The organism is Rivibacter subsaxonicus, assembly GCF_004217215.1.
In the GTDB taxonomy this organism is placed as follows: domain Bacteria; phylum Pseudomonadota; class Gammaproteobacteria; order Burkholderiales; family Burkholderiaceae_C; genus Rivibacter; species Rivibacter subsaxonicus.
On sequence record NZ_SHKP01000007.1, the window covers coordinates 82,656 to 99,731 of the forward strand.

A 17,076-nucleotide genomic window follows, 5' to 3' on the forward strand; every position below is an offset into this window, starting at 1 on the left:
GCCCCCATGCCCGGATGCCGACGAGGCCGCGGATGAAACGATATCTTCGGGTTCACACCCCTGGATGCGCCACCAGACAGGCCTGACCCGTCTCAAGCAGCCCTCATGCGCCTGTTCCTGCTCCTGTTCGTCTGCTGCCTGTCGGCCGGGCCACCCGCGACGGCGCAGACCAGCAACGTGCTGGTGCTGTTCTCCAACAACCGGCTGCTGCCGGCCAACATCGAGGCCGATCGCGGCCTGCGCGGGTGCTGGCGGCCTCGGACGGCGGCAAGGTCGAGCTGTTCTCGGAGTTCCTGGACCAGCCCACGTTCTCGGGGCCGGGCTACGAACAGACCTTCGTCACCTACCTCGGCGAGAAGTACGTTTCGCGGCCGCCGAACGCCATCGTCGTCGTCGGCCAGTTCGCGCTCGACTACCTGCTGCGCCATCGGGCCGAACTGTTCGCGGACGTGCCGGTGGTTCATATCGGCGTCGACCAGTCCTTCGTGCGCTCGCTCCAGCCGCTACCAGCGGGCGTGGTCGGCGTTCCGGTCGTCTACGACTATGCCGGCACCATCGAGCAGGCGCTGCTCTGGCACCCGCAGGCCAGGCGCCTGGTGGTGGTGACGGGTGTGAGCTCCGTCGACCACGAGAGGAATGCCACCACGCGCGCCGCGATCGCCAGCCTGGCGCGGCCACCGGCGGTCGAGTTCCTCACCGGCCTGCCCAGCGACGTGCTGGCCAGCCGTCTGGCCGCTCTCGGCACCGGCGACGTGGTGTTCACCCCCGGCTACTACCGCGACGGCGCCGGCCGCGCCTTCGCGCCGCGCGAGGCCGCCGAGCTCATTGCCGCGGCCTCGGGCGCGCCGGTCTATGGTCCGTACAGCACCTTCATCGGCACCGGCGCTGTTGGTGGCCGCATGCCGACCTTTGTCGAGATGGGACGGCAGGGCGCCAGGACCCTCAATGCCGTGCTGGCCGGTACTCCGCTGACGAAGCTGGACCTGCCGGAGGTCATTCCGGCACAGGTGCAGATCGACTGGCGCCAGGCGCGCCGGTGGGGCATCGGCGCGGACGCGATCCCTGCCGATGCCATCGTCCACTTCAAGGAACCCAGCTTCTGGGGTCGCTATCGCGACCAGGCCCTCCTCATGGTCGCGGTGCTGCTGATCCAGGCCGCGCTGATCGCCGCGCTGCTGGTCGAGCGGCGCTCACGCCGGCGCACGGCGGCGGCGCTGGAGGAAAGCGAGACCCGCATGAGTCTCGCGACACGCGCGGCGAGCATTTCCATGTGGATCTGGGACGTCGCCCGCGACAGGATCTGGACGACCCCCAGGGCGGCGCAGCGGGCCGGCTTGCCGCAGGAGTCCGCGATCCAGTTCGAGCAGGTTCTCCAGACCGTGCACCCCGCCGATCGCGAGGGCTTCGACCGCGCGGTGCGGCAGGCCGTTGCGAAGCGCGTTGAACTGGACGTCGAGTACCGCATGCTCCAGCCCGGTGGCGAAGTGCGCTGGATCGCCGCGCGCGGGCGTGCCGAGAACGGCGCCGGCGAGCGCGTGACCGGCGTGGCGCTGGACATCACCGAGCGCAAGACGGCCGAGCTGCAGGCGCAGAAGGATCGGGCCGCGCTGACGCACATGACCCGCGTCTCGATGATGGGCCAGCTGTCCGCGTCGATCGCGCACCAGCTCAACCAGCCGCTGGCGGCGATCCTCGGCAACGCCGAGGCGGCGCGCAAGATGCTCGAGCGCCCGCAACTCGACCTGGACGAGCTCAAGGACATCTGCGACGACATCGTCACCGAGAACAATCGCGCGGCGGAGGTCATCCGGCGCCTGGGCGCGCTCTACAAGCGCGGCGAGATGAAGTTCGAGCCGCTGGACCTGAACGAGCTGGTGTACGAGACGCTCGATCTGGTGCACACGGAAATGATGAACCGGCACGTGGTGGCGGCCACCGACCTGGCCGACTCGCTGCCGGCGGTCGACGGCGGGCGGGTCCAGTTGCAGCAGGTGCTGCTGAACCTCATCCTGAACGCCGCCGACGCGATGAGCGGTATCGAGGTGACGCAGCGCCGGCTGGTCGTGCGGACCGAGCTCCAGGGGACGAACGTGCGGCTGTGCGTCGTCGACCGCGGCACCGGCATCGCGCCCGAGGACGTCCGCAACGTGTTCGACGCGTTCTGGAGCACCAAGGCCGGCGGCATCGGCGTCGGCCTCGCGATCTGCCAGTCGATCATCAAGGCCCACCGTGGCACGCTGACGGCGAGCAACAACGCGGACGGCGGCGCGACCTTCTGCGCCAGCTGGCCGGTGCGGCAGCAGGACTGATCCGGCAACGCTGCGCATGGAAACCATCTTCCTGGTCGACGACGACCCCGCGATTCGCAAGTCCCTTTCGCGGGTGCTGCGCGAGGAAGGCTGGGAGGTCGAGGCCTTCGAGTCCGCCGAGGCCTTCCTGGCGCGGGCGGACGGACCGGCGCGCGGCTGCCTGGTGCTCGACGTCAGCATGCCGGGCCTGGACGGACTGGCGCTGCAGCGCCGGCTGGCCGAGGCAGGGCAGGCGCTGCCGATCGTCTTCCTCACCGGGCATGGCGACATCCGGATGACGGTGCAGGCGATCAAGGCCGGCGCGGCGGACTTCCTGACCAAGCCGGTGGCCGCGGCGGCGCTGCTCGGCGCCGTGCGCGCGGCGATCACGCAGGAGGCGACGACGCGCCGTGCGCGAGCCGAAGTGGCGGAGTGGGAGCAGCGGCTGGCCACGCTGTCGTCGCGCGAGCGCGAGGTGCTCGCGGCGCTGGTGAAGGGCCGGCTCAACAAGCAGATCGCGGGCGAACTGGGCATCGTCGAGCAGACCGTCAAGTTCCATCGGGCGCGGATCATGGAACGCATGCAGGCGCACACGGTCGCGGAACTGATGCACATCGCGGCCCGGCTGGGCATCGGCAGCGACTAGCGGCAACAGGCGCTAAACCAAAGACCAGTGTCCGGCTGCGGCGCGCGGCAGTACTGTCGCGGCGTGACCAGCGCTGATCCGATCATCGCCGTGGTGGACGACGAGTCGCCCGTGCGAACCATGCTCGGGCGCCTCTTGCGACTGGCCGACTACCGGGTGAGCGCCTTCGCCTCCGGCGAGGAGTTCCTCGCCTCGCTGGCCGCGCAGCAGCCGGCCTGCGCGATCCTCGACATCCACATGCCCGGGCTCTCGGGTCTCGAGGTGCAGTCGCGACTGCGCGCCGCGCACATGCCGATCCCGGTCGTGTTCATCACGGCGAGCGACGACATCTCGCTTGATCGCTCGGCCTCCGAGATCGGCGCGGTGCGCCTGCTGCGCAAGCCCTTCTCCAGCGACGAACTGCTCGAGGCGGTCGGCCTCGCGTTGCGCAGTGCGGGCGACCGCACTTAACCAAAGACCAGTTTCCGGCGTGGGAACGGCACGGTACAAGGCCCATCGGACTCGCCGCGCCTGGCACCTTGTCACTTCTGCTGCACGACATGGATCTCGTCTCCATCCTGCCGCACCTCATCACGGTGAGCGTCATGCTGGTGGTGTTCGGCCTCGGCCTCGACGCGAGTCGACAGGATGCGCTTTCGCTGTTTCGCAATCCGGGCCTGCTGCTTCGCTCGTGGCTGTCGATGAACGTGATCATGCCGCTGGTCGCAGCCGGCTTCGTCGTCGCGTTCGACCTGCCGACGCCCGTGGACATCGCGCTGGTGGCGTTGGCGATATCGCCGGTGCCACCACTACTGCCGCGCAAGGAGATGAAAGCCGGTGGCCAGGAGTCGTACGCGATCGGCCTGTGCGTGGCGATTGCCCTGCTGTCGATCATCACGGTGCCGATCGCCGTGGCGCTGTTCACCGGCGCCTTCGGTCGTGCCGGCGAGATCTCGCCGCTGCAGGTCGCCAAGAGCGTGCTGATGACCGTGGTGGTGCCGCTCACGGTGGGCATCGTGTTGCGCCGCCGGGTGCCGGCGCTGGCGGAGAAGCTCGCGCGCCCGGTGGCGCTGTGGGGCATGGTGCTGCTGGTTCTCAGCGCTCTGCCGCTGGTCTACGCCTTCTGGCCCGGGGTCAGCGCATTGTTCGGCAACGGCACCGTGCTGATCATTGCCGCCATGGCCACGATCGGGCTCGGCGTCGGCCATGTGCTGGGTGGCCCCCACGCTCACACGCGAACCGTTCTTGCGCTGTCCACTACGTCGCGGCATCCTGCGATCGCGCTGGCAGTGGCCGTGGCCGGCGGTGCCGAGACGAAACCGGCGCTGGCGGCGATCCTGCTCTACGTGATCGTCGCGACGCTGATCTCCGTCCCGTACGTCGCGTGGCGCAAGGCGGCAGGCGCCGACTGATGCAGCAAGTGCTTCGATCGCGAGGTAGTCGAATTGAATGACATGGTGCACACCGAACCGACGCAACCGACCACTGGCCGGCCGCCGGCCGACAACATGGCGTGGGTCCCCGGCGGTACCTTCCTGATGGGATCGGATCACCATTACCCGGAGGAGGCGCCGGCGCATCGCGTGACGGTGAATGGCTTCTGGATGGACCGCACGACGGTGACCAACACCGAGTTCCGCCGCTTCGTAGAGGCCACCGGCTACGTGACGCTGGCCGAGCGCCCGGCCAATGCTGCCGACTACCCCGGCGCCGATCCGGCGCTGCTGGTCCCGTCGTCGGTCATGTTCCAGAAGGCCGCGCATCCGGTCGAGTTGCGTGGCCGCCCGAGCTGGTGGACCTACGTGGCGGGCGCGGACTGGCGCCACCCGCGCGGCCCGGCCAGTTCGCTGCAGGGCCTGTGGAAGCATCCCGTGGTGCATGTGGCCTTCGAGGACGCGCAGGCCTACGCGGACTGGGCCGGCAAGCAAATGCCGACCGAGGCCGAGTGGGAGTTCGCGGCGCGAGGCGGCCTCGACGGCGCCGAGTACGCGTGGGGTGCCGAGTTCACGCCCGGTGGTCGGCACCAAGCCAATACCTGGCAGGGCGAATTCCCCTGGCAGAACCTGCTCGACGACGGCCATGAATGGACGGCGCCGGTCGGCTCCTACCCCGCCAATGGCTACGGATTGTTCGACGTGGCCGGCAACGTGTGGGAGTGGACCACCGACTGGTACCAGGAGCACGCCAGGATCAAGCACGCATGCTGCACGCTCGACAACCCGCGCGGCGGCGATCCCGAGCAGAGCCACGACCCGGGCATGCCGAACATTCGCATTCCGCGCAAGGTGATGAAGGGCGGCTCGTACCTGTGCGCGCCGAACTATTGCCGTCGCTACCGGCCGGCCGCGCGCATGCCACAGGCGATCGACACCTCGACCTGCCACCTGGGCTTTCGCTGCATAGTGCGCGCCCCTGCATCGACCGGCGAGGTCGTGCCATGAGCAGAGCATCGAGAAGCACTTCGGGAAAGCGCCCGGCGTCGGAAGACTGGATCTCAGGCGACGCGTCGACCGAACTGTCCGCGCGCCGGACCGGCATGTCGTTCCAGCGAACGCGCCTGAGCGCCGACCGCACGCTGATGTCGGTCATGCGCACATCGCTGTCGCTGATCGGCTTCGGCTTCACGATCTTCCAGTTCTTCCAGAAGCTGGCGACGTCGGAGGTGCTGAAAAACAGCGCCGCGCCGCGCAACTTCGGCGAGGCGCTGGTCTGGCTCGGCCTCACGATGCTCATGCTGGGCATCGGCTATCACGTCGCATTCATGCTCGGCCTGCGCAGGGAGCGTCAGCAACTGAAGGCCGAGGGCCTGATCCACGCCGAAACCGGCTTTCCGCCGTCGCTCACGCTGATCTTCGCGCTGCTGCTGCTGTTGGTCGGATTCCTGGCCGTTGGCAGCATCACCTTCAACGTCGGGCCGTTCACGGGCTAGCGTGCAGCAACAAATGGGAGGCAGATCAGCCGTCGCCGCCTCGGTGGCTGTGAGTCGTCGTAGCAGAGGCAATCGTGTTCGCCGCATTGCGCGGGACTGTTCAACCTAACAGGAGTAGTCATGGCAAAGAAGGACAAACAGCCGAACATCTTGGTGATGTGGGGCGACGACATCGGTCAGTCGAACCTCAGCTGCTACACCAAGGGGATGATGGGCTACAGGACGCCCAACATCGATCGCATTGCGAACGAGGGGATGGTCTTCACCGACGCGTACGCCGAGCAGAGTTGCACCGCCGGCCGCGCCTCGTTCATCACGGGGCAATGCGGCCTGCGCACCGGCTTGACCAAGGTCGGCCTGCCCGGCGCGGAACTGGGCCTCAAGGCCGAGGACATCACCATCGCCGAGGCGCTCAAGCCGCTCGGCTACCGCACCGGCCAGTTCGGCAAGAACCACCTCGGCGACCGCGACGAGCACCTGCCGACGATGCACGGCTTCGATGAGTTCTTCGGCAACCTCTACCACCTGAACGCCGAGGAAGAACCCGAGCACGTGGACTACCCGAGCAAGAAGGACTTCCCCGACTTCAAGAAGAAGTTCGGCCCGCGCGGTGTGCTGCATTGCTGGGCCGACGGCAAGGGCGGCCAGAAGATCGAGAACACCGGCCCGCTGACCAAGAAGCGCATGGAGACCTGCGACGACGAATTCATGGCCGCGGCCAAGAAGTTCATCAAGGCCGCCCACAAGGCCGGCGAGCCCTTCTTCGTCTGGTTCAACACCTCGCACATGCACGCGTGGACTCACGTCAAGCCGGAAAGCCTTGGCCAGTCCGGCCGCTGGCAGTCCGAGTACCACGACGTGATGATCGACCACGACAAGTGCATTGGCGAAATGCTCGACTTGCTGGACGAACTCGGCATTGCCGACAACACCTTCGTCAAGTACAGCACCGACAACGGGCCGCACATGAACACCTGGCCGGATGCCGGCACGACCCCATTCCGCAACGAGAAGAACTCGAGCTGGGAGGGCGCGTACCGCATCCCCTGCATGGTCCGCTTCCCCGGCAAGATCAAGGCCGGAACGGAGTCGAACGAGATCGTCAGCCACCTCGACTGGTTCCCCACCATCCTTGCAATCGCCGGTGAGCCCGACATCAAGGGAAAGCTGAAGAAGGGCCACAAGATCGGCAAGAAGACCTACAAGGTCCACCTCGACGGCTACAACCTGGTGCCCTACCTGACCGGCAGGGAGAAGAAGAGCCCGCGGCCTGGCTTCATCTACTTCACCGACGAAGGCGACGTCGCCGCGCTGCGCTACGACAACTGGAAGTTGATGTTCATGGAGCAGCGTGTCCGGGGCACGCTGCAGGTCTGGTTAGAGCCGTGGGTGGTGCTCCGCGCGCCATACATCTTCAACCTGCGGACGGACCCGTACGAGCGCGCACAGATCACGTCAAACACCTACTTCGACTGGCATTTCCGGCATATCTATATGTGCGTGCCGGCGCAGGCCATCGTCGCGGAGTTCCTCGAAACCTTCAAGGAGTTCCCGCCGCGGCAGAAGGCGTCGAGCTTCAGTCTCGATCAGGTCCTGGAGAAGATGACCGAGGCCGCGGGCGGCGGAGGTCACTGAAGTCTGCCGAAGCAACCGCGGGCATCGAGCGCGCCGATGGTTCCGCAAGGAACCATCGGCGCGGCATTGCGACTGAGCACTGCAACGAGGGCGTCGAATGGAATCCATGCTGCACGAGATCGCCCACTATGTCGCACTCGCCATCGAGGTGATCGCGATCGCGGTCATCGCGATTGGCGCCGTCGAGGCGGTGTTCGGGCTGGTGCGGATCGGCATTCGGTCCGAGAACCCGGACCGGGATCGGCGCGCCGTCTGGCTGAACTTCGCGCGCTGGCTGGTCGCCGGCCTGACCTTCCAGCTCGCTGCCGACGTGGTCAACACCTCGTTCGGACCGACCTGGCATGAGGTCGGGCAGTTGGCCGCAATTGCCGCGATCCGCACCTTCCTGAGCTACTTCCTCGATCGCGAGATGCGCGAGAAGAGCGAGTTGCAACAACCGCAGGCGGAGCGTTCGCACTGAGCGTCGACGCCGGCAGACCGGAGCTACGCTGATGTTCGCCAGCCATTCATCGGCACGACGATTGCCCTCTTGCCGCAAGGCCGGTGCCGGGCTGGTGGCAAGCATCGTACTGGCCGCGCTGCAGATGCCCGGTCACGCGCAGGATGTCGGCAGCGATCGGTGGCAATTCGAGCTGACGCCCTATCTCTGGGCCGCCGGCATGGACGGCACGGTGCGCGTCAACAACAGGCCCGAAGCGGGTCTCGCGGTGGAGCAAAGCTTCTCGGACATCTTCAAGATCCTCGAGTTCGCGCTGATGGGCGAGTTCGAGGCCCGCAAGGGCCGCTGGGGCCTGACTGCTGACGGCGTCTATTTCAAGGTCAATGACGAGGGTGCCGTTTCGGGCCCCCTGGGATTCGTCACGCTGGGCGCCAATGCCAATCTCACGCAGCAGATGTATTCGCTGGCCGGCAGCTACCGCCTGGTCGAGGGCGGCACCCCGGTCGACCTGTTCGGCGGCTTGCGCTACACCTCGGTGAAATGGGACATCGACATCGCGGCCTCGGTGCCCGTCGTGGCCGACAGGCGCCTGGTGAGGAATAACGACTGGATCGATCCCTTCATCGGCGTGCGGGTCCAGCATGCGCTGGATGATCGCTGGTCGCTGGTGGGCTATGCCGATGTGGGCGGCTTCGGGGTGGGGTCCGATCTGGCGCTGCAGGCGATGGCTGGGGTGCGCTACGCCTTCAGGCCCGACATCGTCGGCAAGTTCGGCTACCGCTACATATCGGCCGACTATGACCGCCACGACTTCCAGTACGACATGGCCAACGCCGGCTTCTATCTGGCGGTCGGGTTCCGCTGGTGACGTCGCGCCCGTGGCAGGTCGAGGCGGCACCTTAACCAAAGCTAGTTTCGGGCGCCGGAACGCGCGGCGAGACGTACGCGTTCGATCGTCCGAACGACGGGCAGATCATGACCAGCCAGCTGACGCTGGCCGACACCTCACCGTGGAGCGGCAGCCTGCGTCTCGGGCTGCGCAGCTTGGTGGCGCGCTCGCTGATCGTCGAGGCGAGCCTCGGCTACCTGAGCATCGGGCAGAACGGCCTCGACACCTGGGAAGGCCGCCTGTTCGTGTCGTACGGGTTCTGAGCCAGGCCGCGGGGCCGAGGACGACTACGCCGCCAGCCGCGTATCGAGTTCGTCGAGCACCGCATCGAGCCTGCGCAGCGCGACTTGCGCGCGCCCGCGCGGCGCGGCGCGGGTGTCGAGCAGGCGCTGCAAGGGATCGTTCAGAACCGCCTCGTCGAGTCGCAGTCCGTGGACCGCGAGCGTCGCGCCGAGCGTGGCCTGGCGGCGGCGCAGCTGCGCCCGCGTGGCCTGATACGCGTGCTCGGCCATGCGCTTGCGCTGCGAGTAGCTGAAGGGGTTGCTGAAGAAGATGCTGGCGTCGCCCGGATCGGGCTCGAACAGCACGATGTCGGTGTCGGGGTACTGCTTGCCGTAGCGGCCCAGGCCGAGTTCCATGCGCGAGCGGATCATCGAGCGGAAGGTCTGGCTCAGCACCTGCGGCAGGCCGCCATCGACGAGGCGCCGGATCGGTGCCTCGCCGAGTTCGAGCTCGACGCCGGCCTGCTCGCTGACGCGGCCGTCGTAGGGCACCAGCGGGTTCAGGCACAGCAGCAGGTCCAGGCCCTCGTCGAGGATCACCGAGGCGTGCAGGGTCTTGCGCAGCGCGCCGTCCACGTAGCAGCGGCCGTCGATCTCGAGCGGCGGGAACAGGCCCGGCAGCGCGGCGCTGGCCTGCACCGCCAGCGAGATCGGCACCTCGTCATGGCCGGGCATGCCGAAGGGGCGCGCCTCGCCGCTGTCGAGGTCGACCGCCACCAGCACGAGGCGCCGGTCGAGCGCGCGAAAGTCGTTGCTGCGCCCGGGTGCCGAGAACACCCGCGACAGATGCTCGTGCACGGTGGTGTTCGAGAACAGCCCGGTCGGCACGCCGCGGCCGAGGCGGTCGAGTACCTGCGAGCGCGAGGCGATGCCGAGCGAGTAGTCGAGCGCGGCGATGGCGGCCAGCGCCGGCAGCTTGGAGACGCGACTGATGATCTCGCCCCAGGCCGGGCGCATCAGGATCGCCGGGTCGAAGACGTCGCCGGGCGGGCCTTCGTTCTCGATGAAGGAGCGGCACAGCTCGCGCGGGCCGATGCCGTTGGCCAGACCGGCCGCGACGAAGCCGCCGGCCGAGACGCCGACGAAGGCGCAGGCCTCGGTCAGGCGCAGGCCGGGAATCGAGTCCTCGAGCGCGCACAGCGCGCCGATTTCCCAGATCGCGCCGAGCGGGCCGCCGCCGGCGAGCGCGAGGCCGATGCGCGGCGGCGAAGAGCGTGTGTTTCGAGTGGAACGCGGCAGCGTGGAGACGGAAGCAGAAGCCATGAATCGAGTCTATGCGGGCACCTTGCAGGCCTCGCGGGTGGTGCCTCTAGCGGCGCTGCGGACTTACCCGCGCGGTTTGTCGTGCGCCCATGAGAAAGGGGCGCCGAGGCGCCCCTTGCACGATCCGGTCTGAGCCGGGTTCGGACTCAGGCGGCGGTCGCGGGTGCGGCCACCTTGGCGGCAGCCTTGCGGCGCGGCGCGGCAGCCTTCTTGGCGACCGGGGCCTTCTTGGCGACAGCCTTCTTCGGCGCGGCGGCAGCCTTCTTGGCGACCGGGGCGGCACGCTTGACCGGCGCGGCCTTGGCGCCGCCGAGCTTGGCAACCTGGGCCGAGAGCTTGTCGATGCGGCCGATCAGGGTCTCGATTTCCTTGCTCGACGGCACGCCGAGCTTGGCCAGGGCCTTGGCGACGCGCTCCTCGAAGATGGTCTCGAGCTTGTCCCACGAGTGGCCGGCCTTGGTCTGCACGTCGCCGGCCAGGTTGCTCATCCTGCTGGCGACTTCGCCGATCTTCTCTTCGGCCACGGCCTGCGTCTTGCGCTGGATCGAGACGCCTTCCTTGACCAGGGTCTCGAAGACCTTGCCGCCTTCGCCCTGGGCCTTGGCAAACGCGCCGAGGCCGGCCAGCCAGATCTGCTGGGCCGAGTCGCGCACGGTGGTGGCGAGTTGGCTGTCGAGCAGCTGGCCCATGCCGCTGCCGCCGGCAGCCTTCTTGGTGGCGATGTTCTTGAGCTTCTTGACCATGATGGTTGTCCCTTGTGATGAAGTTGAGAGCAAGCAGCGCCGTCTGCTCCTGCACGCAGTGGTGACGCCTCGCAGTTCACTTTAGGACCAAGCTTGTGGAGCGGGCTGCCTAAAGCGCAGCGGCGCGCTAGGCAGTGATCTCTAGCAGGCTGTTGAAATACCCCCAGAGGCCGCGGCGGGTCTCTGCGGGATGAGCGGCAAGGCGCAGGCCGCAGCGAGGGCTCGACGCCCTCGCAAGGGCTGCAACGCCGCCGATCGCCCGCAGAGCCCCGCCCCGAAGGGTTCGCGAGATAAAGGGCCCGCTGCGTCGTTGGCCTGCTCGGCTGTCGACCCTCGGGGTCGACCTTCGCAGTCCGCCTGGCATCCGGCCCTTTCTCTCGCGAACGCGACCCCTGCGGGTACTTCAACAGCCTGCTAGCCCGCCAAGGGCCCGGCGTGCCCTTGGCTCGGGTAAATCCGGAGCCAGCCGCGAGCTGTGGAGCACCGCCGTCGCGGATCGCTGGCAAAGAATGGCACAGTGATCGCGGTGCGCCGCCGGCCACGTCAAAGAACCACGAGGAGTCCTCCATGCATTACTTCGTCACCGGTGCCACCGGCTTCATCGGCAAGCGCCTGGTCAAGGCGCTGCTGGCCCGCAAGGGCAGCACGGTGCACGTGCTGATGCGTGCCGGCAGCGAGGCCAAGCTGCCCGATCTGCTGGCGTACTGGGAGCTGCAAAGTGCGGCCGCCAGGGCGCGCGTGGTGGCGGTCACGGGCGACCTCACCGGCAAGAAGCTCGGCGTGGCAGGCGAGACGATCAAGGCGCTGAAGGGCCGGATCGACGCGGTCTATCACCTGGCCGCGATCTACGACCTCGGCGCCGCCGCCGACACGCAGGTCGAGGTCAACATCGAAGGCACGCGCAACGCGGTGGAGTTCGCAAAGGCGATCGACGCCGGGCACTTCCATCACGTGAGCTCGATCGCCGCGGCCGGCCTCTACGAGGGCGTGTTCCGCGAGGACATGTTCGAGGAGGCAGAGAACCTCGAGCACCCGTACTTCATGACCAAGCACGAGAGCGAGAAGATCGTGCGCAAGGAGTGCAAGGTGCCGTGGACGGTGTACCGCCCGGCGCTGGTGGTCGGCGACTCGAGCACCGGCGAGATGGACAAGATCGACGGCCCCTACTACTTCTTCAAGCTGATCCAGCGCATGCGCCAGCTGCTGCCGCCGTGGATGCCCTCGGTCGGCATCGAGGGCGGGCGGGTCAACATCGTGCCGGTCGACTTCGTCGTCGCCGCGCTCGACTACCTGAGCCACCTGGACAAGGTGGCCGGCCGCTGCTTCCACCTGGTCGATCCGGTCGGCTACCGCGTCGGCGACGTGCTCGACATCTTCAGCAAGGCCGCGCATGCGCCGAAGATGAACCTGTTCGTCAACGCGGCGCTGTTCGGTTTCATCCCGCGCGGCGTCAAGAAGAGCCTGATGGCGCTGGCACCGGTGCGCCGGGTGCGCAACGCGGTGCTCAAGGACCTCGGCCTGCCCGAGGACATGCTGACCTTCGTCAACTACCCGACCCGCTTCGACTGCCGCGAGACCGTGGCCGCGCTCAAGGGCAGCGGCATCGCCTGCCCCAACCTCAAGGACTACGCCTGGCGGCTGTGGGACTACTGGGAGCGCCATCTCGACCCCGACCTCTTCATCGACCGCTCGCTCAAGGGCACGGTTGGCGGCAAGGTGGTGCTGGTCACCGGCGGCAGCTCGGGCATCGGCCTGGCGGCGGCCTGCAAGTTCGCCGAGGCCGGCGCGACCACGATCATCTGCGCGCGCGGCGAGGACAAGCTGGCGGAGGCCGTGAAGGAGATCAAGGCCTTCGTGAAGGCCGCCGGCGGCAGCGAGCCCAAGGTGCACAGCTTCTCGGTCGACATTGCCGACGAGGCCGGCTGTGCCGAGTTCGTGAAGACCTTGAACGAAGAGTTCGGCGGCGTCGACTTCCTGATCAACAACGCCGGCCGCTCGATCCGGCGCGCGATCGAGAACAGCTACGACCGCTTCCACGATTTCGAGCGCACGATGCAGCTCAACTACTTCGGCTGCCTGCGCGTGACGATGGGCCTGCTGCCGGGCATGGCGAAGAAGAAGAAGGGTCACGTGGTCAACATCAGCTCGATCGGCGTGCTGACCAACGCGCCGCGCTTTTCCGCCTACGTGGCCAGCAAGGCCGCGCTCGATGCCTGGACCCGCTGCGCCAGCAGCGAGTACGCCGACGTGGGGATCAGCTTCACGACCATCAACATGCCGCTGGTGCGCACGCCGATGATCGCGCCGACCAAGCTCTACAACAACGTGCCGACGCTCTCGCCCGAGGAGGCGGCCGACATGATCGCGCAGGCCTGCGTCTACAAGCCGGTGCGCGTTGCCACGCGCCTGGGCATCACGGGCGAGGTGCTGCACGCGCTGGCGCCGCGGGTGGCGCAGATCGCGATGAACACCAGCTTCCGCATGTTCCCCGACAGCGACGCCGCCAAGGGCGAGAAGGGCGACAAGCCCAAGCTCTCAGCCGAGGCGATCGCGCTGCAGCAGATGATGCGCGGGATTCATTTCTGATGAGCGCTCGCCTGCGGCGTCGCATGAAGACGCCTCAGGCGCCAATGAACGATGAAGGATGAACGAAGCCGCGGAGTGCGTCGCTTCATTGTTCATCGTTCATCTTTCATTGCACGTGGGGCAGCGATGTACCTCGATGCCGGCATGCGCGAGTGAGGGCAGGTCGGCCAGCCGCGCACGGTAGGCATCGGCATCGGCCGGCCGCTCGGCGACCAGCGTCAGCTGCAGCGCGAAGCGGTCGCCGCCGACGCGCGTGAGGTGAAGGTCGGCGACGCGGGTGTCGCCGTCGGCCTCGATGCGTTCGCGCACCTGTGCCGCGAGCGGATGGTCCATCTCGCGGTCGAGCAGGATCGTCGCGCTCTGCGCCAGCAGGCCGCGCGCCCAGTGCAGGATCAGCGCGGCGCCGAGCAGGCCGACCAGGGCGTCGGCCCACAGCCAGCCGAACCACTTGGCGGCCAGCAGCGCGCCGATCGCCAGCACCGAGGTCGCGGCGTCGGCCACCACGTGCAGGTAGGCGGCGCGCAGGTTGAGGTCGTGGTCGGCGTGATGCTCGTGGTGCTTGTGCGCGGGGGCGTGATCGTGCTCATGCTCATGCCCCGCGTGATCATGGGCATGTCCATGATCGTGGCCATGGTCGCCGTGATGCAGCAGCCGCGCGCAGACCAGGTTGACGATCAGGCCGACGACGGCCACCGCCAGCGCCTCGTTGACGCCGATCGGTCGCGGCTCGTAGAGGCGCAGCACCGACTCGACGCCGACCGCCAGCGCCACCACCACCAGCAGCAGCGCGCTGGTGTAGGCGCCGAGCACCTCGATCTTGCCGGTGCCGAGGCTGAAGCGAGCATCGCCGGCCCAGCGCCGCGCCAGCGCGTAGCTCAGTGCCGTGACGCCGATGGCCACCGCGTGGGTGCCCATGTGCCAGCCGTCGGCCAGCAGCGCCATCGAGTTCGACCACCAGCCGGCGGCGATCTCGGCCACCATCATCACGAGCGTCAGCGCGACGACCCAGCGGGTGCGGCGTTCGCTGCGGCTGCGGTCGGGCGCGTAGTCGTGGCGATGCTGCCAGCGGCTGAGGTCGTGGCTGTGAGGTGTGCTCATCGATTGCAATTTACGCCAGCGCGGGTTGAATGAAAGCGAACCAGCCGCCGCCCAGAAACAGCGCGACCGACGCGAGGTAGACCCGCGCCGAGAGCTTGCGGATGCGCAGGCAGGCGTCGCGCAGCGCCGGGTCGATCGGGCATGGCGCACTGCGCGCGCGCCACTGCAGCACGCCGGCCAGCGCCAGCATTGCCGCGGCGATGCCGAACACCGCCGCCTTGTGCTCGCTGAGCCAGACCAGCTGCGGCACCGCGGCCACCAGCGAGGACAGCACCGCACCGGCGCCGAGCGCCACCAGCATTGCCGGCAGCGCACAGCAGACCAGCGTCGCCGAGCTGGTCAGTAGCGCCGCCGCGGCGGCCGCGAAGCCGCCGCGGCGGGCCTGGCTGCCGTCGTCGGTCGTCGGCACGACCGAAAGGCCGCTCACTTCTGGTCCTTCATCGCGCGGCGCACCTGCTCGACGCTCTGCTCGACCGTCTCGACCTTGACCACCTCGTAGCCGGCGTCCTTGACGGTGGCGCGCAGCTGTTCGGCGTCGAGGGTCTGGCCGGCCTTGGCCTCGACCGCGACGATCTTCTGGCCGAGGTTGACGTAGACCGCCTGCGTCTGCGGCATCGCGCCGATCTTCTTCTCGATGCCCTGCGCGCAGAAGGCGCAGACCATGCCGTTGACGGTGAGCTTGGTGGTGGTGGCAGCCTGCACGGCACTGGTGGCGGTCAGCAGGGCGAAGACGATGGGGCTGAGTTGCTTCATGGTGGAACTCCTAGAAGATGTACATGAAATTGAAGCGGGCCTGCTTGTGCAGATTGATGCCCGCCTCGACGAAGTAGTTCTTGTTGATCAGCCGCAGCATCGGCGTGATCTCGGTCTCGTCCGACAGGTTGCGCATGCGCCGCGCCTCGACGATCAACCACGGTTGCGTCTCTTCGTACTCGGCTTCAAAGAACGAGAAGCCGCCGCGCACCGCCGCGTAGTCGTGGTTCAGGTGCTCGGCCCGGTACAGGCGCACGAAGCTGGAGACATAGACCCGCGTGGTCTCGTAGTCGAGCTGAATGCCGGGCGCGATCAGCGCCCGCGTGCCCTCGAAGTCGTTGCCGCGAATGCCACCCGCGCCCAGCACCAGCCAGGCGTTGGCCTGCGCGTGCGGCAGGTTCCAGCGCGCCAGCAGCCGGGTGTAGTTCAGCTCGGCCGCAGTGCGGGTGCGCGTCTCGTCGTCGGAGCGCATGTAGAGCCCGCCGATGCCGAGCGCGTCGCGCGGCGTGAAGGCATGGTTGACCCAGGCCTCGCGCCAGTTGGGACCGAAGTCGCCCATCGCCATCTGGCTGCCCTCGAAGCCCATCGGGCCGGCGCGGACCGGCAGCGACGCCAGCGCCGCCGCGGTGACGGTCACCGCCAGCGCGAAGCCGCGGCGGCGGTGCCCGCCTAGGGCTTGCGGATTGCGGTCAGCGTGAACTGGCCGTTGATCTTCTCGGCACTGAACTTCACCTTGTCGCCGGGCTGAATCCCGTCGAGCAGGGCCGGATCCTTGACGCGGTAGGCCATGGTCATCGCCGGCAGGTCGAGGCTCTTGATCTCGCCGTGAGCGAGCGTGATCCGCTGCTGGGTCTTGTCGACCTTGCGCACCTCGCCGTCGGTGGTCTGGGCCAGGGCCGGCAGCGCCAACGTGGCGCCAGCCAGGACGAGGACTCGAAGGATGCGGTGCTTCATCATCGGGGCTTGAACTCCGTGCAACTGGTGCCGGCAGGCAGGCCGGCGATCCCGCTCGCGGCGGTGGTGCAGCAATCATCATGACTCCGATCTGCGGACGACCGGCGCGACGGGTCGCGGCGGTCATGGCTCACCCGGCGCCGGTGGCGCACGGGTCGGGCAGGGGTGGAGTCAGGCGCGAGGTGGGCGGAAGGGTCCATCCGGCTGCTGGCGGCCGGCATCGAGCGAGGAATCGGACTGCGGCGGTGCCTGCGGCTGCGGCTCGGCCACTGCCGCTGGCGCGCTGGCCGGTGCCGTCACGCCGTGGCACAGGTCGCACATCTGGCAGCCGGCGGAGGCGGGTTGAGCGTCGGTGGCCGCGACATGGCAGGGCGGCAGCACCGTCTCGGCGATCTGCGTGACCGAACTCGCCCCGACCGCGCCGGTGCCGAGCATCACCGCATGCGCGAAGCCGCGCATCGGCAGCAGCGCCAGCGCGATCCAGACGACGAGGACGGTCCAGCGACGGGTCATGAGAATCAGTGTAGTGCGCGGGTCGGTGCGGCGACAGCGCAGGGTCATGCTGCGTTCCTACAATCGCGCACAAGTTCCAC

Annotated in this window: 19 protein-coding genes; 11 read left to right on the forward strand and 8 right to left on the reverse strand. The window is 68.1% G+C overall.

Annotated features, from left to right (window positions below):
* The first annotated feature begins 245 nt into the window (after positions 1 to 245).
* From EV670_RS13580 to EV670_RS18695, 10 genes are all read left to right on the forward strand, one after another.
* Positions 246 to 2,309 (forward strand): sensor histidine kinase, encoded by a 2,064-nt coding sequence (locus EV670_RS13580; RefSeq protein ID WP_130433010.1) that lies wholly within the window; start codon positions 246 to 248, stop codon positions 2,307 to 2,309.
* A 16-nt stretch (positions 2,310 to 2,325) separates the two neighbouring features.
* A complete protein-coding gene (locus EV670_RS13585; protein ID WP_130433012.1) occupies positions 2,326 to 2,934 on the forward strand; it encodes a response regulator transcription factor in 609 nt (202 codons plus the stop codon).
* A gap of 63 nt (positions 2,935 to 2,997) precedes the next feature.
* Positions 2,998 to 3,384 carry a response regulator transcription factor gene (locus EV670_RS13590; RefSeq protein ID WP_130433014.1) on the forward strand — a complete coding sequence of 129 codons (387 nt, stop codon included), beginning with the start codon at positions 2,998 to 3,000 and terminating at the stop codon, positions 3,382 to 3,384.
* 89 nt (positions 3,385 to 3,473) lie between these two features.
* The gene (locus EV670_RS13595; protein WP_130433016.1) at positions 3,474 to 4,325 is read left to right on the forward strand and encodes a bile acid:sodium symporter family protein; all 852 of its coding nucleotides are present in this window, start codon (positions 3,474 to 3,476) and stop codon (positions 4,323 to 4,325) included.
* 42 nt (positions 4,326 to 4,367) lie between these two features.
* Positions 4,368 to 5,354 (forward strand): formylglycine-generating enzyme family protein, encoded by a 987-nt coding sequence (locus tag EV670_RS13600; RefSeq protein WP_207225075.1) that lies wholly within the window; start codon positions 4,368 to 4,370, stop codon positions 5,352 to 5,354.
* The gene (locus EV670_RS13605; protein WP_207225076.1) at positions 5,351 to 5,842 is read left to right on the forward strand and encodes a YidH family protein; all 492 of its coding nucleotides are present in this window, start codon (positions 5,351 to 5,353) and stop codon (positions 5,840 to 5,842) included. The genes EV670_RS13600 and EV670_RS13605 overlap by 4 nt, the downstream gene beginning before the upstream one ends.
* A 120-nt stretch (positions 5,843 to 5,962) precedes the next feature.
* On the forward strand, positions 5,963 to 7,477 hold the full coding sequence (locus tag EV670_RS13610; protein WP_130433018.1) for an arylsulfatase: 1,515 nt from the start codon (positions 5,963 to 5,965) through the stop codon (positions 7,475 to 7,477).
* A 97-nt stretch (positions 7,478 to 7,574) separates the two neighbouring features.
* The gene (locus EV670_RS13615; RefSeq protein WP_130433020.1) at positions 7,575 to 7,937 is read left to right on the forward strand and encodes a DUF1622 domain-containing protein; all 363 of its coding nucleotides are present in this window, start codon (positions 7,575 to 7,577) and stop codon (positions 7,935 to 7,937) included.
* Between the two features lie 94 nt (positions 7,938 to 8,031).
* Positions 8,032 to 8,784 carry a porin family protein gene (locus EV670_RS13620; protein ID WP_165393324.1) on the forward strand — a complete coding sequence of 251 codons (753 nt, stop codon included), beginning with the start codon at positions 8,032 to 8,034 and terminating at the stop codon, positions 8,782 to 8,784.
* Between the two features lie 107 nt (positions 8,785 to 8,891).
* Positions 8,892 to 9,068: a hypothetical protein gene (locus EV670_RS18695; protein ID WP_165393325.1), complete on the forward strand. Its 177-nt coding sequence runs from the start codon at positions 8,892 to 8,894 to the stop codon at positions 9,066 to 9,068.
* A gap of 24 nt (positions 9,069 to 9,092) precedes the next feature.
* Here EV670_RS18695 and EV670_RS13625 read toward each other — a convergent pair whose 3' ends face one another.
* Both EV670_RS13625 and EV670_RS13630 read right to left on the reverse strand, forming a co-directional pair.
* Positions 9,093 to 10,349, reverse strand: coding sequence for a patatin-like phospholipase family protein (locus tag EV670_RS13625; protein WP_130433024.1), 1,257 nt, complete (start codon positions 10,347 to 10,349; stop codon positions 9,093 to 9,095).
* 146 nt (positions 10,350 to 10,495) lie between these two features.
* Complete coding sequence (locus tag EV670_RS13630; protein ID WP_130433026.1) at positions 10,496 to 11,092, reverse strand: phasin family protein; 597 nt, start codon at positions 11,090 to 11,092, stop codon at positions 10,496 to 10,498.
* A gap of 567 nt (positions 11,093 to 11,659) precedes the next feature.
* On the opposite strand from EV670_RS13630, the gene EV670_RS13635 reads away from it, so the two are divergent.
* Positions 11,660 to 13,678, forward strand: a complete 2,019-nt coding sequence (locus tag EV670_RS13635) for an SDR family oxidoreductase (RefSeq protein ID WP_130433028.1) — start codon at positions 11,660 to 11,662, stop codon at positions 13,676 to 13,678.
* 99 nt (positions 13,679 to 13,777) lie between these two features.
* Here EV670_RS13635 and dmeF read toward each other — a convergent pair whose 3' ends face one another.
* From dmeF to EV670_RS13665, 6 genes are all read right to left on the reverse strand, one after another.
* The gene (dmeF, locus tag EV670_RS13640; protein ID WP_130433030.1) at positions 13,778 to 14,776 is read right to left on the reverse strand and encodes a CDF family Co(II)/Ni(II) efflux transporter DmeF; all 999 of its coding nucleotides are present in this window, start codon (positions 14,774 to 14,776) and stop codon (positions 13,778 to 13,780) included.
* A 10-nt stretch (positions 14,777 to 14,786) separates the two neighbouring features.
* Positions 14,787 to 15,203 carry a hypothetical protein gene (locus EV670_RS13645; RefSeq protein ID WP_242616971.1) on the reverse strand — a complete coding sequence of 139 codons (417 nt, stop codon included), beginning with the start codon at positions 15,201 to 15,203 and terminating at the stop codon, positions 14,787 to 14,789.
* Positions 15,200 to 15,529, reverse strand: a complete 330-nt coding sequence (locus EV670_RS13650; RefSeq protein ID WP_130433032.1) for a heavy-metal-associated domain-containing protein — start codon at positions 15,527 to 15,529, stop codon at positions 15,200 to 15,202. The genes EV670_RS13645 and EV670_RS13650 overlap by 4 nt, the downstream gene beginning before the upstream one ends.
* A gap of 10 nt (positions 15,530 to 15,539) precedes the next feature.
* The gene (locus EV670_RS13655) at positions 15,540 to 16,166 is read right to left on the reverse strand and encodes a hypothetical protein (protein WP_242616972.1); all 627 of its coding nucleotides are present in this window, start codon (positions 16,164 to 16,166) and stop codon (positions 15,540 to 15,542) included.
* Between the two features lie 32 nt (positions 16,167 to 16,198).
* Positions 16,199 to 16,486 carry a copper-binding protein gene (locus EV670_RS13660; RefSeq protein ID WP_130433780.1) on the reverse strand — a complete coding sequence of 96 codons (288 nt, stop codon included), beginning with the start codon at positions 16,484 to 16,486 and terminating at the stop codon, positions 16,199 to 16,201.
* 168 nt (positions 16,487 to 16,654) lie between these two features.
* A complete protein-coding gene (locus EV670_RS13665) occupies positions 16,655 to 16,996 on the reverse strand; it encodes a hypothetical protein (RefSeq protein WP_130433034.1) in 342 nt (113 codons plus the stop codon).
* Positions 16,997 to 17,076 lie beyond the last annotated feature (80 nt).